The 22,066-nt window shown below is 65.3% G+C and carries 21 protein-coding genes and 1 pseudogene; 7 read left to right on the top strand and 15 right to left on the bottom strand.

Annotated features, from left to right (window positions below; translation table 11 throughout):
- Window positions 1-5: 5 nt before the first annotated feature.
- Genes AWJ14_RS14480 through AWJ14_RS14470 form a run of 3 tightly spaced genes read right to left on the bottom strand, consistent with a single transcriptional unit; the run spans window position 6 to window position 3,064 of the window.
- Entirely contained in the window at window positions 6-914 is a 909-nt protein-coding gene (locus tag AWJ14_RS14480; RefSeq protein ID WP_066180438.1) for a patatin-like phospholipase family protein, read from the bottom strand.
- Complete coding sequence (gene rsmD, locus AWJ14_RS14475; protein ID WP_083220279.1) at window positions 907-1,527, bottom strand: 16S rRNA (guanine(966)-N(2))-methyltransferase RsmD; 621 nt, start codon at window positions 1,525-1,527, stop codon at window positions 907-909. The genes AWJ14_RS14480 and rsmD overlap by 8 nt, the downstream gene beginning before the upstream one ends.
- Window positions 1,508-3,064 carry a pseudouridine synthase gene (locus tag AWJ14_RS14470; RefSeq protein WP_066180436.1) on the bottom strand — a complete coding sequence of 519 codons (1,557 nt, stop codon included), beginning with the start codon at window positions 3,062-3,064 and terminating at the stop codon, window positions 1,508-1,510. The genes rsmD and AWJ14_RS14470 overlap by 20 nt, the downstream gene beginning before the upstream one ends.
- 189 nt (window positions 3,065-3,253) lie before the next feature.
- On the opposite strand from AWJ14_RS14470, the gene AWJ14_RS14465 reads away from it, so the two are divergent.
- Window positions 3,254-3,700, top strand: coding sequence for a nucleoside deaminase (locus tag AWJ14_RS14465; protein ID WP_066180435.1), 447 nt, complete (start codon window positions 3,254-3,256; stop codon window positions 3,698-3,700).
- A 16-nt stretch (window positions 3,701-3,716) separates the two neighbouring features.
- Here AWJ14_RS14465 and AWJ14_RS14460 read toward each other — a convergent pair whose 3' ends face one another.
- Together AWJ14_RS14460 and ileS are read right to left on the bottom strand one after the other, a co-directional pair.
- On the bottom strand, window positions 3,717-4,385 hold the full coding sequence (locus tag AWJ14_RS14460; RefSeq protein WP_066180434.1) for a hypothetical protein: 669 nt from the start codon (window positions 4,383-4,385) through the stop codon (window positions 3,717-3,719).
- Window positions 4,386-4,542: 157 nt separating this feature from the next.
- Entirely contained in the window at window positions 4,543-7,560 is a 3,018-nt protein-coding gene (ileS, locus tag AWJ14_RS14455) for an isoleucine--tRNA ligase (protein WP_066180684.1), read from the bottom strand.
- Window positions 7,561-7,595: 35 nt separating this feature from the next.
- On the opposite strand from ileS, the gene AWJ14_RS22240 reads away from it, so the two are divergent.
- Both AWJ14_RS22240 and AWJ14_RS14445 read left to right on the top strand, forming a co-directional pair.
- Complete coding sequence (locus AWJ14_RS22240) at window positions 7,596-8,255, top strand: antitoxin Xre/MbcA/ParS toxin-binding domain-containing protein (RefSeq protein ID WP_139112660.1); 660 nt, start codon at window positions 7,596-7,598, stop codon at window positions 8,253-8,255.
- Window positions 8,256-8,258: 3 nt separating this feature from the next.
- A complete protein-coding gene (locus AWJ14_RS14445) occupies window positions 8,259-8,882 on the top strand; it encodes an RES family NAD+ phosphorylase (RefSeq protein WP_083220277.1) in 624 nt (207 codons plus the stop codon).
- A gap of 33 nt (window positions 8,883-8,915) precedes the next feature.
- Here AWJ14_RS14445 and AWJ14_RS14440 read toward each other — a convergent pair whose 3' ends face one another.
- The 4 genes and pseudogenes from AWJ14_RS14440 to AWJ14_RS14425 all read right to left on the bottom strand — a co-directional run bounded on the left by AWJ14_RS14440 (window position 8,916) and on the right by AWJ14_RS14425 (window position 12,314).
- Window positions 8,916-9,692, bottom strand: coding sequence for an SDR family NAD(P)-dependent oxidoreductase (locus tag AWJ14_RS14440; RefSeq protein ID WP_066180431.1), 777 nt, complete (start codon window positions 9,690-9,692; stop codon window positions 8,916-8,918).
- Entirely contained in the window at window positions 9,689-10,420 is a 732-nt protein-coding gene (locus AWJ14_RS14435; protein WP_245304285.1) for an SDR family oxidoreductase, read from the bottom strand. Before AWJ14_RS14435 ends, AWJ14_RS14440 begins: the two co-directional genes overlap by 4 nt.
- Window positions 10,417-11,432, bottom strand: a pseudogene (locus AWJ14_RS14430) (bifunctional riboflavin kinase/FAD synthetase). The gene AWJ14_RS14435 and the pseudogene AWJ14_RS14430 overlap by 4 nt, the downstream one beginning before the upstream one ends.
- Window positions 11,433-11,453: 21 nt before the next feature.
- Entirely contained in the window at window positions 11,454-12,314 is an 861-nt protein-coding gene (locus tag AWJ14_RS14425; RefSeq protein WP_245304284.1) for a TIGR01459 family HAD-type hydrolase, read from the bottom strand.
- Between the two features lie 237 nt (window positions 12,315-12,551).
- Between AWJ14_RS14425 and groES the strand changes: the two genes are divergently transcribed.
- The 4 genes from groES (at window position 12,552) to AWJ14_RS14405 (ending at window position 16,134) form a co-directional block, all read left to right on the top strand.
- Window positions 12,552-12,848, top strand: coding sequence for a co-chaperone GroES (gene groES / locus AWJ14_RS14420; protein ID WP_066180429.1), 297 nt, complete (start codon window positions 12,552-12,554; stop codon window positions 12,846-12,848).
- Window positions 12,849-12,917: 69 nt separating this feature from the next.
- On the top strand, window positions 12,918-14,561 hold the full coding sequence (groL, locus tag AWJ14_RS14415; protein WP_066180428.1) for a chaperonin GroEL: 1,644 nt from the start codon (window positions 12,918-12,920) through the stop codon (window positions 14,559-14,561).
- A 630-nt stretch (window positions 14,562-15,191) separates the two neighbouring features.
- Window positions 15,192-15,560: a hypothetical protein gene (locus AWJ14_RS14410; protein ID WP_139112659.1), complete on the top strand. Its 369-nt coding sequence runs from the start codon at window positions 15,192-15,194 to the stop codon at window positions 15,558-15,560.
- A gap of 190 nt (window positions 15,561-15,750) precedes the next feature.
- Window positions 15,751-16,134 carry a DoxX family protein gene (locus tag AWJ14_RS14405; protein WP_066180422.1) on the top strand — a complete coding sequence of 128 codons (384 nt, stop codon included), beginning with the start codon at window positions 15,751-15,753 and terminating at the stop codon, window positions 16,132-16,134.
- 103 nt (window positions 16,135-16,237) lie between these two features.
- Here the strand turns inward: AWJ14_RS14405 and AWJ14_RS14400 are convergent, their stop codons facing one another.
- The 6 genes from AWJ14_RS14400 to AWJ14_RS14375 form a co-directional block, all read right to left on the bottom strand.
- On the bottom strand, window positions 16,238-16,531 hold the full coding sequence (locus tag AWJ14_RS14400; RefSeq protein WP_066180420.1) for a hypothetical protein: 294 nt from the start codon (window positions 16,529-16,531) through the stop codon (window positions 16,238-16,240).
- A 462-nt stretch (window positions 16,532-16,993) separates the two neighbouring features.
- Window positions 16,994-17,689 carry an ATP phosphoribosyltransferase gene (gene hisG / locus AWJ14_RS14395; RefSeq protein WP_066180418.1) on the bottom strand — a complete coding sequence of 232 codons (696 nt, stop codon included), beginning with the start codon at window positions 17,687-17,689 and terminating at the stop codon, window positions 16,994-16,996.
- Window positions 17,686-18,807, bottom strand: a complete 1,122-nt coding sequence (locus AWJ14_RS14390; RefSeq protein ID WP_066180672.1) for an ATP phosphoribosyltransferase regulatory subunit — start codon at window positions 18,805-18,807, stop codon at window positions 17,686-17,688. The genes hisG and AWJ14_RS14390 overlap by 4 nt, the downstream gene beginning before the upstream one ends.
- 13 nt (window positions 18,808-18,820) lie before the next feature.
- The gene (hisS, locus tag AWJ14_RS14385; RefSeq protein ID WP_066180416.1) at window positions 18,821-20,479 is read right to left on the bottom strand and encodes a histidine--tRNA ligase; all 1,659 of its coding nucleotides are present in this window, start codon (window positions 20,477-20,479) and stop codon (window positions 18,821-18,823) included.
- Window positions 20,480-20,635: 156 nt separating this feature from the next.
- Window positions 20,636-21,121: a BA14K family protein gene (locus AWJ14_RS14380; protein ID WP_139112658.1), complete on the bottom strand. Its 486-nt coding sequence runs from the start codon at window positions 21,119-21,121 to the stop codon at window positions 20,636-20,638.
- A 42-nt stretch (window positions 21,122-21,163) separates the two neighbouring features.
- Window positions 21,164-22,024, bottom strand: coding sequence for a hypothetical protein (locus AWJ14_RS14375; protein ID WP_210183546.1), 861 nt, complete (start codon window positions 22,022-22,024; stop codon window positions 21,164-21,166).
- Window positions 22,025-22,066: the final 42 nt, after the last annotated feature.

Below are 22,066 nucleotides of genomic sequence, written 5' to 3'. Positions count from 1 at the left end.
GTGGTTCAGGATGCGTCGTAGAAGGCGAAGGCGGCGTCGAGGTCGCGCTTGAGCTGCTCGGCGATCCCCCTGGAATCGGCCAGGATCTCCCTGGCCTTGAGGAAATCGAGAACCCGGTACTGGTGAACCTCCGGCCGGAGCAGGATATGCGGCGGGAAGGCGTGGCGCTTCATTTCGATGATCGACTGCATCATCAGCTGGCTCGAGCCGAACATCATGTCGATGGTCGAGGGCGTCTGTCCCGGCGCGCCCGCGGGCAGGCCCACGACATCGACGCCGATGATGATGTCGGCAAGCCCGGCGAGCTTGTCGAACGGCACCGGATTGAAGATGCCGCCATCGATCATGATACGGTCGCCGATCAGCACCGGGCGAAAGACGGCCGGGATCGCGGCGGAGGCGGCGATGGCGGCGCGCAGATCGCCGCTCTCGCAGACCACCTCGCGATGGCCGTAGTAATCGGTGACCATGATCTTGGTCGGAATCACCAGCTCCTCGAAGCTGCGGGCCATGTTGTCGGGCAGGAAGGCTTCGAGAATGCGCTCGACATTGAACTGGCCGAGCCGGATCCCGTTTTCCATGGCATCCTTGACCCCGCGCGGCCGCGCCGCCTTCCAGATCCGTCCGAGCGCGGTCGAAGGCTTGCCGATGGTTTCGAGCGTATGGTCGCGAATGTCCTTGCCGGAAATCCCCGACGCCATGGCGGAACCCATGATCGCGCCGATCGACGAGCCCGAGATCGCAACCGGCCTGATGCCCATCGCGTCGAGCGTTTCGATGATGTGGATATGAGCGACGCCGCGCGCGCCGCCGCCACCGAAGGCCACGGCAACGCTGGGTCCGGAGGCCGCTTGCGACGCGGCCCTCGGCGAGGCGGCGACACCGCCGCGGCTGCTGCTATCAGGATTATCCATGGTCCGGACCGTTTTCCGTCACGCTCGGTTCCGCCGCCGGATCACCGGAGGCGGGCGCCGCATCATAGCGGAAAATCCGCATGACCGTGTCACCAAAAGAGCGCGTTTCGAGAAGCGCGAACGGCGCACCCGGATCGGGCTTGGCGGCGGCCTCCTCCTCGAGCACCACCAGCGCGCCGGGGGCGAGCCAGCCGCCCTGCGCGGCCGCGGCGAGAGCTTTCTCGCCCAGGCCCCTGCCATAGGGCGGATCGGCGAAGACGAGCTCGAACCGGCCCATCGTGCCCGATGCACCGAGCTTGGTGGCGTCGCGGCGAAACAGCCGCGCCCTGCCCTGCAGGCCGAAACTCTCGATGTTCTTCTGGATGACCCCGCGCCCCTCGACCCCGCTTTCCACGAACAGGGCGGAACGGCAGCCGCGCGACAAAGCCTCGATCCCCACCGCCCCGGTGCCGGCGAAAAGATCGAGCACCCGCGTGCCGTCGAGCGCCTCCGGATAGGCGTGGCTCAGGATATTGAACAGGCTTTCCCGGCTCCGGTCGGTGGTGGGCCGGATGGCGAGCGATTTCGGTGCGGCAAGGCTCCTGCCGCGAAACTCACCGCCGACGATCCGCACCGGGTCCCCGTCCCTTGGCCGAAGCCGGCTTGCCGCGCGCCCCGCCCGATGGCGGCTTTCCGCCACCCTTGCCGGGGGCTTTGCCGAAGCCCGCGCCCTTGCCTGGCCCCTTGCCGAAGCCTGCGCCCTTGCCCGAGCTCCGTCCCGTCTCCTTGCCCGCTGCGTCGCGCGGCTTGGCGCCCGGACCCTTAGCGGAGGTGCCGAAACCCGGCTTGCCGCGCGGCTTGCCTGCCTCCCGGCCGGCATCCCGGCCAGGCCCGGCCTCGCGGTCGTCCCGGTCGGGCCGTGGCTTGGGGCGCCCCTTCGGGAAACTGCCGCGACGGGTCTCCGCACGCGCATCGGCGCCAGCAGGCTTGCGGTCCCGCGACTCAGATCCGCGCTCCGTTTCCGCCACGGGACGGGCGCCGGGCGCCATCCAGACATTGGAAGCGCGGCTGCGCTGGATGAAGCCGCGCTTGGCGGGCTTCGCGCCGGGGGCCTCGTCGCGGCCGCGTCCGTCTTGTGGCTTTGCTGCAAACGGCTTGCGCTCCGCCCGGTCGCGGTCCCTGCCCGCGCCCCTGGCGTCACGCGGCCCGTCGCGACCCGGCTTGGTGTCGAGCCGCGCGCGGGCGCGTTCGGCCTTCTCCGAACTCGAGATCCATTCGCGCTGCGCCGGCTTGGCCGCGGGCTTCGCCTTGGCGTCCGGCTTCTTCGGCGGCAGATGCTCGCTCAGCGGCGCATCGAAATTGGCGCCCGATTCCTCGATCATGCGGTCGCCCAGCTGCTCGCGCAGGGTGCGGCTCTTGATCTCGACCACCTCGCCTTCGCGGATATCGCCCAGCTGGAACGGTCCGAAGGAGATGCGGATCAGGCGGTTGACGTCGAGCCCGAGCGCGCCGAGCACGTTCTTGATCTCGCGGTTCTTGCCCTCGCGCAGGCCCATGGTGATCCAGACATTGTGCCCCTGCTTGCGGTCGAGCGTGGCCTCGATCGCACCGTAGAGCACGCCGTCGACGGCGATGCCGTCCTTGAGTTCGTCGAGCCGGGCCTGGTCGATGTCGCCATGGGCGCGCACGCGGTAGCGCCGCAGCCAGCCGGTCTGCGGCAGTTCCAGCGTCCGCGCCAGCCCGCCGTCATTGGTCAGCAGCAACAGGCCCTCGGTGTTGATGTCGAGCCGGCCGACGGTCAGCACCCGCGGCAGGTGCGCGGGTAGCCTATCGAACACGGTCTCGCGGCCTTCGGGATCGCGGTTGGTGGTCACCAGCCCGGCAGGCTTGTGGTAGATCCACAGCCGCGTGCGCTCGATGCCGCCGATCACCTCGCCATTGACCTCGATCCGGTCGCTCAGCGACACCACGACGGCGGGGGTGTCGAGCACCTTGCCGTTGACCTTGATGCGCCCCTCGGCGACCATGCGCTCGATGTCGCGGCGCGAGGCCACGCCCGCGCGGGCCAGGATCTTGGAGATACGGCCGCTCTCTGAGGCCGATTCGGCTGCGTCGGGCGCCGGACTGGAAGCGGGCGTTTTGCCGCGTTTGGGCTTGTCTTGCTCGGTCATTTGTTGTTTGCCTGCCTTCACAGCGGTAACCGCGTCGTCACGGACGCGCCATGGCTGCTGATAGGTTCGGTTTCGCAGTCGCCTGGTCGGACCCGTCTGATCCGACAGGGCCATTCCATGGCTCTCTATCAGGTTGGGCGGGCCGGGTTAAGGGGTTTCATCGGTGCTCGTCAACTGTCCGGACGTTTCATGATCGGCAAGGGGTATATGGAGCTCGCGCTCGAGGAAGCCCGCGCCGCGGCAGACCGCGGCGAAGTGCCGGTGGGCGCGGTGATCGTGCGCGACGGCGCGGTGCTGGCGCGGGCCGGCAACCGGACCCGGGAGCTCAACGACGTCACCGCCCATGCCGAGGTGCTGGCGATCCGCAACGCCGCCGCCCGCCTCGGCAGCGAACGGCTGACCGGCGCCGATCTCTATGTCACGCTCGAACCCTGCACCATGTGCGCCGCCGCGATTTCGTTTGCGCGGCTGCGGCGGCTCTATTTCGGCGCGGAAGACGAGAAAGGCGGCGCGGTGACGAGCGGCGTGCGCTTTTTCAACCAGCCCACCTGCCACCACGGCCCGGATGTCTATCCGGGCCTGGCCGAAGGCGATGCGATGCGGCTGCTCAAGGACTTCTTCAGGGACCGCCGGTGACGGGACGCCGAGTGGCTTACCAGGGCCACCAGCTGCGGCTGCCGGAATTGGCCTTCTTTGCCTCGGCCAAGCGACGCCGCTCCTTGACCTTCTCCGGTTCGCCCAGATCGCCCACCGGCGCGGTCTCGGCAGGCTGGCGATAGGTCAGCGGCGGATCGGAAAGATAGCGGCGGCGGTCGGAATAGGCGCCCTGCTGGATCTTGCGCCCTTCCTTGAAGGCCTGGCTCTGCTTGGTGGTGTTCAGCGTCTGCATCGGCGTCGGCGGACCGTCTGCCGCGCCTCCGCCGGTCGGGCCCGTGCGGCCGTAGCCGGTGCTCGTGCGCCGGGCGAGCGGCGACGAGAAGGTGCTGCCGGAGCCGTTGGCATCGGCCTCGGCCACCAACCGCTTGCGGGTTTCCTCGGGCGATTCCACCCAGGCCGGGTTGTTTTCGACGACACTGGGCTGCGGCGCGGGAAGGTTTGCGGTATCGGCGGGTTTGACGATCGCCGGACGCGGCTTGTACTCGATGCCGGCGGCCTTGTCGCTGCCGCCGAGCGAGGCGATGCTGCCCAGATCGTCAAACAACTGCTCGGTCGACGACTTGTCGGTGCCGTAGGTCGGCCCCAGGCAGCCGGACAGCGTCACGCTTGCCGCAATGAGTGCGCCAATGGTCACGCCGGCGCGATACTCTGTCTTCATTGTCATGCAGTCGATCCCGTCTCAGACAGTCGGTTTAACGATTCACAGCGCTTGTCGCCGTACAATCCGGCCTTTTTCAGGCAGGGTTTTACCGGATCAACTGCACAAGAGCAATTGACCCGGCAAAATTCGCCGGCACAAGGCAGGGTTATCCCCCTGCCCGCTAGATCCGGCCGAGCGCCTTGAGTTCGCGCAGGGCGGCGGCATCGCGGGCCGAGACCTCCGGAAACTCCAGATCGGAGCCGACATCGTCGGTGATCCGCCAGGACCGGGCGCATTTCTTCCCGCTTGCCAGCGCCGGAACCACCGCCACCGCGCCAATCTCGTCGATGCGGAAGGCATCCTCGGGGCCGGCGGTGGTTTCCACCCGCATTCCGGAGGTGATGCAGACCTCGGCGAAATCGGTGCCGCCGACGGCCTCGACCAGCGCCGGATCGGTGATGTGAACCACCGGGGCCGCCTCGAGCGAGGAGCCGATGCGCTTTTCGCGACGTTCGATCTCGAGCGCGCCCGAGACCACGCGGCGGACCGTGCGGATCTTCTTCCACTTGGCCGCCAGCGCGTCGTCGCGCCATTCGGCCGGCACGGCGGGGAACTGTTCGAGATGCACCGATTCGGCATCCGGATTGCGCGACAGCCAGGCCTCTTCCATGGTGAAGGGCAGCATCGGCGCGAGCCAGGTCACGAGGCAATCGAAGATCTTGCCGATCACCTGCAGCGCTGCGCGGCGGCGCAGGCTCGACGGCGCATCGCAGTAGAGCGCGTCCTTGCGGATGTCGAAATAGAAGGCCGACAGCTCGATATTGGAGAAATCGGTGAGCGCACGGGCGATCCGCTTGAAATCGAAGGCGTCGTAGCCGTCGCGCACCAGCTTGTCGAGTTCGGCCAGCCGGTGCAGCATCAGCCGCTCGAGCTCGGGCATGTCGGCCGCAGCGATTTCGTCGCCCGCGTCATGGGCCAGCGTGCCGAGCATCCAGCGCACCGTGTTGCGCAGCTTGCGGTAGGCGTCGATGCTGGTCTTGATCACGGTCTGGCCAAGACGCTGGTCTTCCCAGTAGTCCGTGTTCATCACCCACAGACGCAGGATATCGGCGCCCGATTCCTTCATCACGTCCTGCGGGAACACCTGGTTGTTCAGCGACTTCGACATCTTGCGCCCGTCCTCCGCCATGGTGAAGCCATGGGTGATGACGGCGTCGTAGGGCGCGCGGCCACGGGTGGCGCAGCTTTCGAGCAGCGAGGAATGGAACCAGCCGCGATGCTGGTCCGAGCCTTCGAGATAGACGTCGGCCGGCCATTTCAGATCCGGCCGGTCCTCGAGCGTGAACGCATGGGTCGAGCCCGAATCGAACCAGACATCGAGAATGTCGGTGACCTGGATCCATTTCGGATCGCTCGCGAGATCGCCCAGAAAGCGCGCGCGCGCGCCTTCGGCAAACCAGGCGTCCGCGCCTTCGGCCTCGAAGGCTTCGAGGATGCGGGCGTTGACCGCCTCGTCGACGAGCACGTTGCCGTCGACATCGGCGAAGACGGCGATCGGCACGCCCCAGGCGCGCTGGCGCGAAAGCACCCAGTCGGGCCGGTCCTCGATCATGCCGCGCAAGCGGTTCTGGCCGGAGGCCGGCACGAAGCGGGTCTCGTCGATGGCCTTCAGCGCGCGGCTGCGCAGCGTCGAGCCGTCGCCGAAGTCCTTGTCCATGTAGACGAACCACTGCGGCGTGTTGCGGAAGATGATCGGCTTCTTCGAGCGCCAGGAATGCGGATAGTCGTGCTTGAGCCGGCCGCGGGCAAACAGGTTGCCGGCCTCGATCAGGGCGGTGATGACGGCCTGGTTGGCGTCCCCCTTCTTGCCCTTGTCGTCGATCACGCGCGCAGGCCCGCCTTCGCGGTCCGGCCCGAGGCCCGGCGCGTCCTTGGTGTAGTAGCCGGCGTCGTCGACGGTGAACGGGATCGCAGCCGAGATGCCACGCGCTTCGAGATCGCGCGCCGCATCCATCCAGGCCTCGAAGTCCTCGCGGCCGTGACCGGGCGCGGTGTGCACGAAACCGGTACCGGCATCGTCGGTGACATGATCACCGGCGATCAGCGGCACGGGAAACTCGTAACCGCCGCCGAGGCCTTTCAGCGGGTGGGCGCAGGTGATGGCGGCGAGGTCGTCGGCCGAGACATCGCGCAGACGCCTGAACGCGAGCTTGGCCTTGGCGAAGCACTCTTCGGCGAGCGCATCGGCGAAGATCAGCTTCTCGCTCGGCTGCGGACCGAAATCGTTCTCCGCGGCCGTGACTTCATAGAGGCCATAGGCGATGCGGTTGGAGAACGAGATCGCACGGTTGCCGGGGATCGTCCAGGGCGTGGTGGTCCAGATGACGACGGAGGCACCGATCAAATGGGTTGGAGCGCGTAGGCCTATTTGGATCGTATTCTCAAAATGATCTGCCAGCTCCTTGCTCCCGGGAGCCACGCTAATTGCTCCTCCGGTCAATTGAACATGGACAGGAAACTTCACCCAGATCGTGTCGCTCTCGTAGGGCTGGTACTCGACCTCGGCCTCGGCGAGCGCTGTGCGTTCGACCACCGACCACATGATCGGCTTGGAGCCGCGGTAGAGCTGGCCCGTCTTGGCGATCTTCAAGAGTTCGCCGGCAATCCGCGCCTCGGCGTGGAAATCCATGGTCTTGTAGGGCTTGTCGAAATCGCCCTCGATGCCGAGCCGCTTGAATTCGCCGGACTGCACCGAGACCCAGTGCTCGGCATAGGCGCGGCATTCCCTGCGGAATTCGAGCATCGCCGCCGGCTCCTTCAGGTCGGGCTTTTCCTTGCCCTTGGAGCGGTAGTTTTCTTCCTCGATCTTCCACTCGATCGGCAGGCCGTGGCAGTCCCAGCCCGGCACATAATTCGAATCGAAGCCGCGCATCTGGAACGAGCGGGTGATCACGTCCTTCAGGATCTTGTTGAGCGCGTGGCCGATATGGATGTTGCCGTTGGCATAGGGCGGGCCGTCATGCAGCACATATTTCGGCCGGCCGGCGGCGGATGCGCGCAGCTTGTCGTAAAGCCGCATCTCCTGCCAGCGCTTGACCAGCTCCGGCTCCTTCTGCGGCAACCCGCCGCGCATCGGGAAATCGGTCTCGGGCAGGTAGAGGGTCTTGGAATAGTCGAGGGTTTCGGTGGTGTCGGTCATCATTTTACCAGTGTCTTGGCCGCCAGGACGACGGCATGTCGAGAAATATCATTCTGGAAGCCGGCCGGTTCGTTCAGGCACAGCGCAGATCCCGGACCTTCCCGCGCTTTGTTTCAAGCTGCGCAGAAGGCCGGGCCAATAATTCGCGGACCGATAAAACGAATGGTTTTCATGGCGCGGCTTTTAGCAACATGGCGTTCAGGAATAAAGCATCATTTGCATTCGCTTGCGGTTTTGGCCACATGCGCGTAAAATCTTGCGCAAATGGCAGGGAGATGACAATGACAAGCGCACTTCCGAAGCTGACCGATCACCCGGACATCTCCGAACTGCTTCATCAGGCAGCCCCCGATCAGACTGCCCGTCTTGAGGCCAGGTCGGTTGACCAGCTTGAGGCTTTCGGCTTCACAAGGGACGAAATTTATCGTCTGGTGGCGCCAAGGCGAACACTGGCAAGGCGCGCGGCCAACAATGAACCACTGACCCTGACCGAGAGCGACAGCCTGCGCCGGGTCATCCGGATCTGCGAAACCGCCAACCGTATTTTCGGGGATTGGGGCCGGGCAGAAGGCTGGCTCAGGGATGCGTGCCCGGCGTTAAACGGTGTGGTGCCCATCGCCCTGCTCGAATCCGAAACTGGAGCGCGTCTGGTGGAGGACGAGTTGTTGCGGATCGAACATGGCATTTTCCTCTAAGCCATGAGGCTGTGGCGCATATCCAGCCATGCCGATCTCTCCGGACGCGGCGGACTGGTCGTTGACGGACGCTGGCACCAGAAGGGGAACCCGGTCGTCTACTGCTGCGATCATCCATCAACTGCGCTTCTGGAAATCCTCGTCCACATGGACAAATCCCGCATTCCGCCAAATTTCCAGCTTCTCGGCATCGAGTGCCCCGATCGCATCGAGGTCTTCAATGACACCGCAGCCTCGCGGTTGGAATTAAGCCAAACCGAGACAACCGTTCTTGAACAGATAGCTCGAGGCTATTCTGCAAACGCAATTGCAGCCAATCCCGGCGTTTCCCGCGCGACCATCGACGGATATTTCCGCGCCTTCTCAAGCAAGCGGACGTCCCCTCTTTCCCGAAATGATGCGCAATGGATATCCGGGATCATGAATGCGCCGTCGATCGCTCTCGATGTTTCGCAAGCCATCGGCACGGCGCTGCTGCAGGACCGTCGGTTCCCCTTGATCCGGGTGCGCTCGGCTGTCATGCCCGCGGCCTGGAACTACCTCATCAATCCGCTTCATCCCGACTGCGCGGACATCGCCATCGCCGAGACCATTGAGTATCCCTTCGATTCCCGACTGCTTCGATAAGCGTTTGGCGCCGGCGCAGCGAGAACTGAAGATCTAACACACCAGCCGCCGGTAGATCAGTCGCCGCATCAGGGCCGTGACCGTTCGCGGCATGAGCCGGCCGGCAATGGCAAAGGCGTGCGTGGCGCGCCCTGGAACAGAGGTCTTTCGCCCCGACAGCATGTCCGCGAGGATCTGGATTGCGGCCAGGTCCGGGTCCATGCGCCGGCTTGCGTCGGCGCCCTTGGGCGCGTGGCGCTCGGCATGGGCGGTGCGCAGCGGACCGGGAAAGGCCACCGTGATGCCCACGCCCTTCCGCGCCGCCACAGCGCGCAGGCCTTTCGCATGGACCGCCAGCACGTCCTTGGAGGCGGCATAGCTTGCACCACCGGGATAGCCGGTGAAATGCGACAGCGAGGAGACGAAGCCCAGCGTCGCCGACGGCGTGAAGGCACCCGTTCCGAGCAGGCGGGACGCGATCACCATCGGCGCCTCGGCATTGACGCGCAGGATCTCGAGATGGGCTTCGGCCGAAATATCCTCGAAGCGCCCGGTGGCGTTGATGCCGGCATTGAGGATGACGAGATCGTAGGGCCCAGCGGTGACGAGGTCCGGCAGGGTGCGATCGAGGCTTTCGCGGCTTGCCAGGTCGCATCGGATGAAGTCCACCTGTGCGGTGTCGATGCCGGCGGGGTCCTTGTCGAGCACGGTAACCTCGCAGCCCTCGGCGAGCAGGCGCCGCACGAAGGCCGCGCCGAGGCCGTGGGCGCCGCCGGTCACCAGCGCGCGGCCGGGTTTGCGTCCGGCCGCATGGCCCTGCCCCGCGCTCACAGCCGCCGTCCCAGATAGGCGCCGCCAGAAAGATAGCGCAACCAGGACAGCGTGACCGGCGAGCGGCGGGAGGCGATCGCCGAGGCCATCATCGCCGCCACGTCCCCCGGCTCGAGAAACAGCGCCCGCATCCGCCCCGGATCATGGCCGGCCTTGGCATGCATGTCGGTCTTGGTCGGGCCGGGATGCAGCACCTGAACCGATACCCGTCCGCCCCATTCCGAGCGGAGCGAGCGGGCGAGCCCGTGCAGCCCGGCCTTCGACGCCGCATAGGCGGGAAACGTGGCCGATCCCGTGTGGGCGACCGAGCCGATGAAGGTCAGCGTTCCGCGGGATTTCGCAAGCAGCGGGAACAGCGCCTGCGCCTGCAGCATCGCCGCCACCAGGTTGACATCCAGGGTCTCGCGGATCGCCTCCGGGCCGTCGAGGCCATCGGCCGGCGCGAAACCGACACCCGCATTGAGCACAGCATTGTCGAGGCTGTCCCAGCCGAAATCACGGATGCCGCGGAGAAGGACTTCGGTCGACCGTTCCGGATCGCGCTGGTCGGCGACGATGTAGCCGGCGCCGCGCGGGAGCGCACCTGCCATCTCGATCTGGGATTTGCGGCCCGACAGCAGGAGCTTGTGATGCCTCGCGAGTTTCTTCGCGACAGCCAAGCCAAGACCGGAAGTGCCGCCGGTGATGAGGATGCGGCGCGCCCCGGAACGGGTCACCGAACCGGTCACCCGCCGGTCCCGAATGTCATGGCGCCGTCGAGCGGCGACAGCGGCGTGAGCGCGGCCAGCACCGCGCGGGCTTCGGCCTCGTCGCGCTTCATCTGTGCCACGAGCGGGTCGAGCCCGTCGAATTTCTCCTCGCCCCGGAGCCGGGAGACGAAGGATACGGTGCAGGTTTCGCCGTAAAGATCGCCTGAAAAGTCGAACACGAAGGTTTCGAGCAGCAGGTCCGCGCCCTCCTGCTCAACGGTCGGGCGACGGCCGAAACTCGCCACGCCGTCATAAAACCGTCCGTCGGCACGACGAAAGCGCACCGTCCGTCGGCACGACGGAAGCGCACCGCATAGACTCCCGGAACCAGCGCGGTCTCGGGCGGCAGCGCCATGTTGGCGGTCGGGTAGCCGAGGCTGCGGCCGAGCTTCTTGCCGTGCGTCACCTCGGCACTGACCGCATAGCGGTAACCCAGCAGGCCATTGGCCGTGCCGATATCGCCCTTCGACAGCGCCTCGCGGATGCGGCTCGACGACACCACCTCGCCGCCCTCGTCGCGGTAGGCCTCGACCAGCGTCACGCCGAAGCCGAAACGCTTGCCGGCGTCGATCAGGAAATCGGGATCGCCCTGCCGGCCCTTGCCGAAATGGAAGTCATAGCCGGTGACCACATGGGCCACGCCGAGCCGGCCGACCAGGATGTCTGTGACAAAATTGTTCGCCGAACGGGAGGCGAAATCGCGGTCGAACTGCTGCTCGAACACGGCATCGAACCGCATCAGGTCGAGAAGGCGCGCCTTGAGCGGCGCCGGCGTCAGGCGGAAGACCGGCGTGTCGCGGGCAAACACCGTGCGCGGATGCGGCTCGAAGGTGAGCGCGCTTGCGCACAGCCCGTGCCGCACCGACAGGTCCACGGCTTCCGACAGCACCTGCTGGTGCCCGCGATGGACGCCGTCAAAATTGCCGATGGCGACGACACCGCCCCTGAGCGCGGCAGGCACCTGGCCAAAATCTTGAATGCGCTGCGCCATCAGTCCCCCGTTCCGCGCCGCTCAGGCCAACCATTCCATCCAGTAGGACGGCGCCACGCCGGCTCTTTCAAGGAAGGCATGCAGCCGCGCCTCGTCGGTCGCCCGGCCCTCGCCATATTCGCGGGCATGGATGCCGCGCGCGATGAAGAGCGACGGCACGCCGTTGTCCATGGCGCCGCGGATGTCGGTCGTCACGCCGTCGCCGATGGCCAGCACGCGACCGGTATCGACCTCGCCGCGGATCGCCCGCGCCCGGGCCAGCGCTTCGCGGTAGATCGGCGCATGCGGCTTTCCGGCGATGCGGGTGGTGCCGCCCATGTCGGCGTAGAGATCGGCGAGCGCGCCGGCGCAGGGCACCAGCCGGTCGCCGCGCTCGACCACGCGGTCCGGATTGGCGCAAATGAACGGCAGGTCGCGTTCGCGGAACGTCTCGAGCAGAGCGCGATAGTCTTCCGGCTTTTCGGTTTCGTCCTCGAACAGTCCGGTGCACAGCACCGCCCCGGCGTCCGGGGCATCGACCAGCGCGACATCGAGACCGTCGACCAGCATCCGGTCGCGTTCGGGCCCCACGAAATAGATCGCGCGCGGCGCTTCCCTGACCAGTTGCCGGGTGACATCGCCCGAGGTCACCATATCGTCGAAACAGTCGGGATCGACGCCGATGGTTTCGAACTGGAGCCGCACATCGGAGGCCGGGCGCGGCGAATTGGTGATCAGGATCACCGTCTGCCCGCGTGCGCGCGCCGCCTTCAGCGTCTCGACCGACAGAGGGAACGGGTTGACGCCATTGTGGATCACCCCCCATACATCGCACAACAGGACGTCGACGCGGTCGGTGAGTTGATCGAGTTCGGTAATTCGGATCGCGGAAGGCATGGGCATGTTCGGGTGGTTCCTTTCGGGCACACGATGTCGCCCAGCTTGCAGCCGAATACAAGTCCCATGCAGCATTTTGCAAAGACCGGGCACGATCGCATGCAGCGCCCCTGCTTGACTCTTCGCGGCGCCATCCCTATTTCAACTCCGCTAGCACTCGACCAAGGGGAGTGCTAACACCATCGCCGTGGGGTCCTCAGACGGCCTCAGCCGCTTCTGTCATTCGATCAAGGAATTTAGACAATGGCAAAAACCAAGTTTCGTCCGCTCCACGACCGCGTTGTCGTTCGTCGTGTCGAGTCCGAAGAAAAGACCAAGGGCGGGATCATCATTCCGGACACCGCCAAGGAAAAGCCGCAGGAAGGCGAAATCATCGCAGTGGGTTCCGGCAATCGCGATGAAGCCGGCAAGCTCGTCCCGCTCGACGTCAAGGCTGGCGACCGCGTTCTGTTCGGCAAGTGGTCCGGCACCGAAATCAAGCTCGATGGCGAAGACCTTCTGATCATGAAGGAAAGCGACATCATGGGCGTTCTCGGCTGAGCCGGGATTTCATCCGTCAATCCAATTCTGCATCAACACGATGGGCCCCAGGCCCGGGAGTTAAGCTAAATGGCTGCTAAAGAAGTTAAATTCGGTCGTACCGCCCGCGAGAAGATGCTCCGCGGCGTCGACATCCTCGCCGATGCGGTGAAGGTCACCCTCGGCCCCAAGGGTCGCAACGTCATCATCGACAAGTCCTTCGGCGCTCCGCGCATCACCAAGGACGGCGTCACCGTCGCCAAGGAAATCGAACTGGAAGACAAGTTCGAGAACATGGGCGCACAGATGGTCCGCGAAGTCGCTTCGAAGACCAACGACATCGCCGGTGACGGCACCACCACCGCCACCGTTCTGGCCCAGGCGATCGTGCGCGAAGGCGGCAAGGCCGTCGCCGCCGGCATGAATCCGATGGACCTGAAGCGCGGCATCGACCTCGCCGTCAACGAAGTCATCGCCAACCTTCAGAAGAAGGCCAAGAAGATCAAGACCTCGGCTGAAGTCGAGCAGGTCGGCACGATCTCGGCCAACGGCGAAACCCAGATCGGCAAGGACATTGCCGAAGCCATGCAGAAGGTCGGCAACGAGGGTGTGATCACCGTCGAGGAAGCCAAGACCGCCGAAAGCGAACTCGAAGTCGTCGAAGGCATGCAGTTCGACCGCGGCTACCTGTCGCCTTACTTCGTCACCAACCCCGACAAGATGGTCGCCGAACTCGACGACGTCTACATCCTTCTCCACGAGAAGAAGCTGTCGAACCTGCAGGCCATGCTGCCCGTGCTCGAAGCCGTGGTGCAGACCTCCAAGCCGCTGCTCATCATCTCGGAAGACGTGGAAGGCGAAGCACTCGCAACGCTCGTGGTCAACAAGCTGCGTGGCGGCCTGAAGATCGCAGCCGTCAAGGCTCCCGGCTTCGGCGACCGCCGCAAGGCCATGCTCGAAGACATCGCCATCCTGACCGGCGGCCAGGTGATCTCCGAAGACATCGGCATCAAGCTTGAAAACGTGACGCTCGACATGCTCGGCCGCGCCAAGAAGGTGACGATCACCAAGGAAACCACCACCATCGTCGATGGCGCTGGCAAGAAGAAGGAAATCGAAGGCCGGATCACCCAGATCAAGGCCCAGATCGAGGAAACCTCTTCGGACTACGACCGCGAGAAGCTGCAGGAGCGTCTTGCCAAGCTCGCCGGCGGCGTCGCCATCATCCGCGTCGGCGGTGCGACCGAAACGGAAGTCAAGGAGCGCAAGGACCGCGTCGACGACGCGCTCAACGCGACCCGCGCTGCCGTTCAGGAAGGCATCGTGCCGGGCGGCGGCACCGCGCTGCTGCGCGCTTCGGTCGCCATCAGCGTCAAGGGCGGCAACTCCGACCAGGAAGCCGGTATCAACATCATCCGTCGCGCCCTGCAGGCTCCGTGCCGCCAGATCGCCGACAATGCCGGTGATGAAGCCTCGATCGTCGTGGGCAAGATCCTCGACCAGAAGAGCGACAACTTCGGCTACAACGCCCAGACCGGTGAATATGGCGACATGATCACCATGGGCATCGTCGACCCGGTCAAGGTCGTCCGCACCGCGCTTCAGGACGCAGCCTCGATCGCAGGCCTGCTGATCACCACCGAAGCCATGATCGCCGAGCTTCCGAAGAAGGAAGCAGCCGGCGGCGGCATGCCCGACATGGGCGGCATGGGCGGCATGGGCGGCATGATGTAACAGGGCCTGTCCCTGCTGCAGCTTGCGGCACCGCGAATGCCGGTTCCCGCAAGGCTTCGGGCCAGAAGATGGCCCGAAGCAGAGTGCGGATCCGAGAAAGGGTGGTCTTCGGACCGCCCTTTTTTTTGTCGCGCTGCCGTATCAAACCGAACGCAACAGTCGGAACCCGAACAGCGCCGCGAATGAAATCGTGACGAGATTAGGACAAGTTTAACCATTAACTGAAAATAAAGGGTAAGATTGACGTAGACACATAGCGTTATTTTTATGTTTCGCAGCCCTGTGACTGCAAGACGAAGACGACGCGGTGGGTGCTGATCGACGGTAGCGACCTGTCCAGGAGGCTGGAGGCGCGGATCAGGAACGGCTCCCTCGCACCAGAGCATCCTGCAGACAGGCGAAGACGCCCGACACAGGACGATATGCTCTCGGGTCAAAGAGACAGGACGACTTCCGCAGGTCCGGTTGGACGCAGGGAAGCCGCTCTGGACACCGAACGTGCATGACGCACGCCGGACTCACAGGCATCGTTGAAATGCTCGAATTGATCAGGCTCCGCCGGGGTGGACAGTGTTCAAGATTACGAAAGCGAACGATCTGGAGGGTTTTGGCGCGCCGCCGAAAGGTTTCGTGACTCCCGATCAGGATCTCGTTTCACATTACTGCAGAATAGAAAGCTGGACCGCCAATCTCGGAACCGGAGTGTTTTATATCGGCGCCGCCGCACGGCACCACCACGGCCTGCCCGATGACGGCGATTTCGGGCTTCTGAGCCTGGTCCGCTGCTACGATCCGCTGGACAGGCAGAAGGTGCTCGAACTCTACGAGGTGGCGGCCATGCGGCCATCCTCGTTCTGTTTTGCCACCACCATCTGCCATGACGACGGCACCACCGTGCCGATCGTCTGCACGGGCGAATCCTCCTCCTTCTCCGACGACGGCGGCGGCGCGATCAACGGCATCTTCATTTTCCCGACCTTCCGCCTGAACCAGAAATAGCGCTTGCGCGGCTTCGCCCGCGGGCAAGCCGCGCACACGGCCCGACATGACGGGCGAGCGACCTGCTGCGGCGGGGCGGGCAACCGCCCTCGCCTCCTTCGGCTTTGTGAACAATATGTTCAGAATTGTTCATATTTTCATCGGACCGCACTCGGGGTAGACCTGCCGTCACACTCAAACAGGAGCCCCCATGTCCACCAATCTCCAACTTCTCCTCAGCCGCGTGCTGCTGAGCATCATCTTCATCAGTTCCGGCTTCGGCAAGCTCGGCAATGTCGAGGGCACCGCCGGATACATGGCCAATCTCGGCGTTCCGGCCCCCGGGCTGACCGTATGGCTGGTCATCGCCCTGGAAGCACTCGGCGGCCTCGCCATTCTCGCCGGCTTCTTCACGCGCTATGCAGCCTGGGCGCTGGCAGCCTTCTGCGTTGCCTCCGCCTTCCTCGCCCACTACCAGCCGGCCGATCAGATGCAGATGATCAGCTTCATGAAGAACCTGGCGATCGCCGGCGGCTTCCTGGCGCTCGCGAGCAGCGGCGCCGGCGCCTGGTCGGTCGACGCCCGCCGTCGCTAAACCGCGCCACAGCCTGCCGCGCAGGCACGCAGAGCGAGACCCGGCGCCTTCGGACGCCGGGTTTCTTGTATTGCCCGTCGGCTTGTCGCGGCGGCGCGTCCGGTCAGCCGTCCTGCGACCGGCGGCCGACAAGCCGGGCGACGGCCACGATCGCGACAGCGGCAAAGCCGAGGATGACCAGCGTCTCCACCAGCGCCGATCCGAAATAGCCGCTGCCACCGAGCGCCATCATCAACAGACCGATGGTCAGGCCACCGGCGATCAGCACGCTGAACATCGCCGGCGCGAATTCGCCGCGCAGGATCTGCGGATCGGCGTGGGCCGCAGCGATCCGGGTGAGTATGGCAAGCAGAACCAGTGCCGACAGGAACACTGCCGATCCAATGGTGAATTCCATGGTGAACCCCTCGCTCCCAAACCGTCACGCGGTCAGCGAGGTGCCACGCACCGCACTGACCGCGGAACGAACCTGTTCCGGGGAAAGGCGGCTTGGTGGTTGGCGGAGCCGTTTCGCGCCCGGGCGGAGATGAAGCCGAGGCGGACGAAGGACGCGTTCAGGCCGGGTCTGTCCCCGGACCTCCGAGATTGCGCCATTCCGGGAGAAAAACAAGCGGGCGACACGGCCGCACGAAAAATATTTCGCAAATCCCGGTCCGGCCCGTGATCCGGGCGGCGCGGCCGCGCGTAGACCGGTTCATAGGCACCGGATGATGCGCCCCCAAACCATCATTTCGCGGTCTATCCGGCTGGCAGGGTTCCCGATGCCCCGCCACCAGAGCCGCCTCCTCGCGAGGCGGCTTTTTTTTGCCGAAACACGTCCGCCGAACGCAATGACCAGGCGCGGGAGCCGCCCCTCACCTCAACAGACGGCGCGGACCGCGGCCATCAGCGCCTCGATACGCGGGTCGTCGCCATGGGCGGGCTTGCGGGCGCGCACCAGGCAGGCTTCCGAGCGGAGGATCACGCCGTCCGACAGGATCCGCAGATGATTGGCCGTGAGCGTCGAGCCGGTGGAGGTGATGTCGACGATGATGTCGGCCGCCCCCGAGGCCGGCGCCCCTTCGGTGGCGCCCAGGCTCTCGACGATGCGGTAGAGCTGGATGCCGTGCCGGGTCGAGAAGAAATTCTGCGTGAGCCGCCAGTATTTGGTGGCGATCGTCAGCCGGCGGCCATGGCGGGCGCGGAAATCGGCCGCCACGTCGCCGAGATCGGCCATGGTGTCGACATCCTTCCAGATATCGGGCACCGCCACCACCACATCGGCATGGCCGAAGCCCAGCCGCGCGGCAATTTCTACGCGCTCGTCGGCCCGCGGCAGGCTTTCGCGCACCAGATCCTCGCCGGTCACGCCGAAATCGACCGCTCCGGCCCCCAGTTCGCGGGCAATCTCGGAGGCCGACAGGAACGCCACCTCGACACCATCGACGCCCTCGATGCGGCCGCGATAGCTGCGGTCGTTGCCGATCGCCGAGACGGGAAGGCCGGCGCGCTCGAAAACCGCGGTGGCGTCCTCTTTCATCCGTCCCTTCGACGGCAGCGCAATGGTCAGCGTCATCGGCCTGCCCTCACGGTTTCGATGCGGTCGAGCCAGAGCGAGAAGCCGACCGCCGGGATCGGCTCGCGCGCGCCCAGGAGCGCCATCAGCCGGTCGTAGCGACCGCCGCCGGCGAGCACCAGGCCGGCCTCGCCCACCGCGACCTCGAAGACGAGCCCGGTGTAGTAGTCGAGCGGGCGCCCGAAGGCTGCACGCCAGCGCATCGTGGCAAGATCCTCGCCGCGGGCGGCCAGCGCGGAGAGCCGCGCCTCGAAGCGGGCCTGCGCCGCCGCGATGTCGAGGCCGGCGTCGCGGGCGAAGCTTGACAGCGCCGCGGCCGCGCGGTCGAGCGTGACATCGAGCGCGAGGAAGGATTTCAGCGCCGCGAGCGAGGCCGCCGACAGGCGGGTGGCCGCGAGCGCCTGCTTGTCCATCAGCCGCGCGGTGATCTCGGCCGGCGAGCGGCTGGCATGGGTGGAATAGCCGGTGGCTTCCATCACGCTTTCGATATGGGCCTCGAGGCCCGCGGCATCGCCGGCGGCGAGAAATGCCGCCACGGCGCCATCCGGGGCGGCGGAAGAGTCCGGGCTTGCCAGCCGCGCGATCATGGCGCGCAGCGCCTGCTCGTTGCCGAAGGCGTGGATCAGCCGCTTCTGCCAGCCGGCCGGCAGGCCCAGGCCCGCGACCACCGCCTCGAACACCGACTGGTCGCCCAGCGTGATCGTGAGCGCCGCGCCGGGCGCGAATTCGGCGGCCAGCGCGCGGGCATCGGAGACGGCGCGGGCATCGGCGCGCGCCTCGTCGGGCTCGCCCAGATCCTCGACGCCGGCCTGGAAGAACTCGCTCGAGCCGTCGCGGCGCTGGCGGAACACCTCGCCGAGATAGGCGTAGCGGCGCGGCGTCGCCACCCCCTCGGCAATGTGGGCGCGGCAGACGGGAATGGTGAATTCGGGCCTGAGACACAGGCTCTCGCCGGTCTCGGATTCGGTGAGGAAGATGCGGCGGCGCAGGTCCTCGCCGGCCATGTCGAGAAACGGCTCGGCCGGCTGGATCAGCGGAATATCGACGCGATTGGTCTCGCGCGCAGCCAGCGCGCGGGCAAGATCGGCGGCGAAGGCGGGCGCTCCGAACTGGGTCATGCCGGCGCTCACCTTACACGTCCTGGGCGTCGGAAGCCTGTTCGGCCAGAATCCGCTCGACGGTCAGCACCAGATCGGCCTCGTCGACCAGGTGCTCGCCGGCCTTGGCCTCGCGCCATTCGGCGTTGTCGGTGATGGTCTCGGCGATGCGCTTGCCCTCGATCAGGTCCTTGACGATGAGCTTGCCCTCGGCCTTCTCGTTGCCGCCCTGGATGATGGCAATGGGCGCGCCGCGGCGGTCGGCATAGCGCAGCTGCTTGGGGAAATCCTTGGGATTGCCCTGGAACAGCTCGACCGGAACCGTGGGACCTGTCGGCTGGCCATCCACGCCGAGCGGGTTCAGCGCCGCGCGCAGCTCCTGCGCCATCTTCGCGTAGTCGCCCAGCCGGTCGCGGTCCATCACGGTGACCAGGATCGGACCGGACGCGGCCTCGCCCGAGATCTTGCCCAGATTCTTGAGCGCGGTCATAAGTCGCGACACGCCGATCGAGAAGCCCGTGGCCGGCACTGGCTGGCCCATGAAGCGCGAGACCAGCCCATCATAGCGCCCGCCGCCGCCGACCGAGCCGAACTGCACCGTCTGGCCCTTCTCGTTGGTGACGTCGAACAGGAGTTCGGCTTCGAAGACCGGGCCGGTGTAATATTCGAGGCCGCGGACAACGGAGGGGTCGATCTTGATGCGGTCGGGACCGTAGCCCGCTTTCGATACGTAGGCAGCTATCTGGATGAGTTCCAATAGACCTTGTTTGAAAGTTGAATTCGCATTGAAACGGGACTTTGCCAAAGTTGTCAGTGTGACCGAGGAATCTATAGTGGATTCGTCATTGCCATGCCCAGATACTATCTGTTCAAGCAATTCGGCTTGTTCGTCAGGGACACCAACAAGGTTCTGAATATCGGAATCAATGGCAGGAGCAAGGAACATGTTGACGAGTTCCTCTATAGCCTCTGCTGTCAAGTTTGCTCCGGGAGTAAAGTCGCCCTCTCCTTCTTTGCCACCATCCCAACGGCCAGAACCCAGAAGCAACTCAACACCATTAACGCCAAATTTATCAAACTTGTCGAGAGCCCGAAGAACAGAGAGCTTTCTTGCTGGATCGTTGGCAACTCCGATCGCTTCCATCACGCCGTCGAGCACCTTGCGGTTGTTGACGCGGATCACGTAGTCGCCGCGGGCAATGCCCAAGGCTTCCATGGTGTCGGCCATCATCATGCACATTTCGGCGTCGGCCTGGACGCCGGGCGCGCCGACGATGTCGGCATCGAACTGCATGAACTGGCGGAACCGGCCGGGGCCAGGCTTTTCGTTGCGAAACACCCAGCCCGCGCGATAGGTGCGGTAGGGAAGCTGGATGTCGTTGAAGTTCTCGGCCACGTGGCGGGCGAGCGGCGCGGTCAGATCGTAGCGCAGCGAGAGCCACTGGTCGTCGTCGTCCTGGAACGAGAACACGCCCTCGTTGGGCCGGTCCTGGTCGGGAAGGAACTTGCCGAGCGCATCGGTGTATTCGACGAAGGGCGTTTCCACCGGCTCGAAGCCGAAGCGTTCATAGACCTTGCGGATCTTCGCCATCATCAGGTCGGTGGCGCGGATATCGGCGGGCGAGCGGTCGGGAAAACCGCGCGCGAGGCGGGCTTTCAGCTTCTGGGGCTTCTTCTGCTTCTTGTCGGACATGAAAATAGGCCTGCGAAAAGGAGAAACGGTTCGATGCGCTTCTCCTAACCGACAGGCCCATGGGCTGCAAGGCTTGGCTGTTGCCGGAGGGCTAGGGCCTGGCCGAAATCCGGCCAGGCCCGCCTCACCTATCCTAAGACTGATCCTGACAAAGCCTCAGTAATAGGGCGAGCGGCATTGCCGGCGCGGACCGTTGTAAGGCTGATACGTATTGTCGCCTGCACGGTAGGACCGGTACCTGTCATAGCACCAGCTGACGTGCTGCGGGTTGGTGTAGCCCGGACGGACGCCGGAATTGTTGTTCTGGATTGCGCCGCCGACGATCGCGCCAAGTGCGAAGGCGGCAGGCGGGAACCAGTAGCCGTTGTAGCGGCGATAGCCGGGACGCCGGTCACGATAGCCGCGGTGACCGTTGTAATAGTGGCGGTTGTTGTGGCGGTAGAAGCCGCGCCGGTCATCGCGATAGTAATTGCGATATTTGGGGTTGTGGCCGCGGCGCCATTCGCGTCCCTGAACCTGGACCACCTGATTGTTGATCTCGGCCGCGGGTTGCTGCACCACCATCGGCGCGGCACCGGCCGGCACGAGCATGGCAAGGCAAAGGGATGCGGAGAATATGGTTTTCATCATTGTATTCAACATCGGACACTCCTTATGTCGGGTCGGATCGATCCCTTCACGGGATCAATGCATGGCGCGAAATTTTGTTCCTTTCAGGACAGGGTTTTGTTTCACGCGGTGAAAGCGGGACAGGAACGCAGCCCCGCCGGGCGCCGCGCAGACAATGGGCACGGCGAAAATCGGGCTCGGAACAGGCAATGGGACCAAAGCGGGAGCGGGCAGACCGGGCCTGGCCGGAGAGCCAGGATGGCCCCAGGCGCGGGCGCCGATCGTCCCGATTGCAGTGCCGGTCATGGTCTTCCCCCTCCCATCGGGGCCATTGCCAATTGCCATGCGAAAATCGTAGCCGGGTCCGGCTGAACGCCAAATGATCCGGCCGTTCATCCTGCGTTCAGGAATCATATGCGGACTGGCCGCGAATCGCGCTGCGGCCTGCACAAGCTTCACCCACCGACCTTTGCAGGCGGCGGCGCCAGCCTTGCTTTTGACCCAATCGCGGCTCATCTCGGAGCCATGAAACGGATGCTGCTCCTCCTGCTGCTGACCGCGGTCCTCGCCTACGGCGCCGTGCAAAAGCATGGCATGGATGCGGCTCTGCCCGTGCAGGACGCGGGCACGGTGGTGACCGCGGAAGCCTCCCGGCATCCGCATGCACCGAGGTCCGCTTCCCGGAGCGCGCCCTGCCCTCACGGGGCCAGCCCCGCCGATGCGACGCACTCCGGACAGACGCACCCCGGACATATGAATTTTGGTGGGGTCCACTGCAGCGCGTGCCTGACGCTTGCGCCAACAGTCCTTCTCACCGATTTCAATCTTCCTTTCCGGATGGCAGAAGCGCCAAGCCCAGCGCCGCATCTCAAGTCCATCCCCGCCACGCCGCTGGAACGCCCGCCTCGCCTCGCCGGATGAGCCGATGACGGCCATCGGACCGTCACACTGCGTCCACTCATCCCAACAAAAACGGGT

The organism is Parahoeflea olei, from assembly GCF_001703635.1.
Classification (GTDB): domain Bacteria; phylum Pseudomonadota; class Alphaproteobacteria; order Rhizobiales; family Rhizobiaceae; genus Hoeflea; species Hoeflea olei.
Note: the sequence above shows the minus strand (reverse complement) of the source record. Positions and strands in the feature narration are given on the sequence as shown.

What these genes read in the sequence shown, in the direction of transcription:
- AWJ14_RS22240 (WP_139112660.1), top strand. Translation starts at nt 7,596, where the DNA reads ATGTCGAGAAATATCATTCTGGAAGCCGGCCGGTTCGTTCAGGCACAG.
- AWJ14_RS14460 (WP_066180434.1), bottom strand. Translation starts at nt 4,385, where the DNA reads ATGACAATGAAGACAGAGTATCGCGCCGGCGTGACCATTGGCGCACTC.
- groL (WP_066180428.1), top strand. Translation starts at nt 12,918, where the DNA reads ATGGCTGCTAAAGAAGTTAAATTCGGTCGTACCGCCCGCGAGAAGATG.
- hisG (WP_066180418.1), bottom strand. Translation starts at nt 17,689, where the DNA reads ATGACGCTGACCATTGCGCTGCCGTCGAAGGGACGGATGAAAGAGGAC.
- groES (WP_066180429.1), top strand. Translation starts at nt 12,552, where the DNA reads ATGGCAAAAACCAAGTTTCGTCCGCTCCACGACCGCGTTGTCGTTCGT.
- AWJ14_RS14405 (WP_066180422.1), top strand. Translation starts at nt 15,751, where the DNA reads ATGTCCACCAATCTCCAACTTCTCCTCAGCCGCGTGCTGCTGAGCATC.
- AWJ14_RS14380 (WP_139112658.1), bottom strand. Translation starts at nt 21,121, where the DNA reads ATGTTGAATACAATGATGAAAACCATATTCTCCGCATCCCTTTGCCTT.
- AWJ14_RS14390 (WP_066180672.1), bottom strand. Translation starts at nt 18,807, where the DNA reads ATGACCCAGTTCGGAGCGCCCGCCTTCGCCGCCGATCTTGCCCGCGCG.
- AWJ14_RS14445 (WP_083220277.1), top strand. Translation starts at nt 8,259, where the DNA reads ATGAGGCTGTGGCGCATATCCAGCCATGCCGATCTCTCCGGACGCGGC.
- AWJ14_RS14400 (WP_066180420.1), bottom strand. Translation starts at nt 16,531, where the DNA reads ATGGAATTCACCATTGGATCGGCAGTGTTCCTGTCGGCACTGGTTCTG.
- ileS (WP_066180684.1), bottom strand. Translation starts at nt 7,560, where the DNA reads ATGACCGACACCACCGAAACCCTCGACTATTCCAAGACCCTCTACCTG.
- AWJ14_RS14465 (WP_066180435.1), top strand. Translation starts at nt 3,254, where the DNA reads ATGATCGGCAAGGGGTATATGGAGCTCGCGCTCGAGGAAGCCCGCGCC.
- AWJ14_RS14480 (WP_066180438.1), bottom strand. Translation starts at nt 914, where the DNA reads ATGGATAATCCTGATAGCAGCAGCCGCGGCGGTGTCGCCGCCTCGCCG.
- AWJ14_RS14375 (WP_210183546.1), bottom strand. Translation starts at nt 22,024, where the DNA reads ATGGCCGTCATCGGCTCATCCGGCGAGGCGAGGCGGGCGTTCCAGCGG.
- AWJ14_RS14425 (WP_245304284.1), bottom strand. Translation starts at nt 12,314, where the DNA reads ATGCCCATGCCTTCCGCGATCCGAATTACCGAACTCGATCAACTCACC.
- AWJ14_RS14470 (WP_066180436.1), bottom strand. Translation starts at nt 3,064, where the DNA reads ATGACCGAGCAAGACAAGCCCAAACGCGGCAAAACGCCCGCTTCCAGT.
- hisS (WP_066180416.1), bottom strand. Translation starts at nt 20,479, where the DNA reads ATGTCCGACAAGAAGCAGAAGAAGCCCCAGAAGCTGAAAGCCCGCCTC.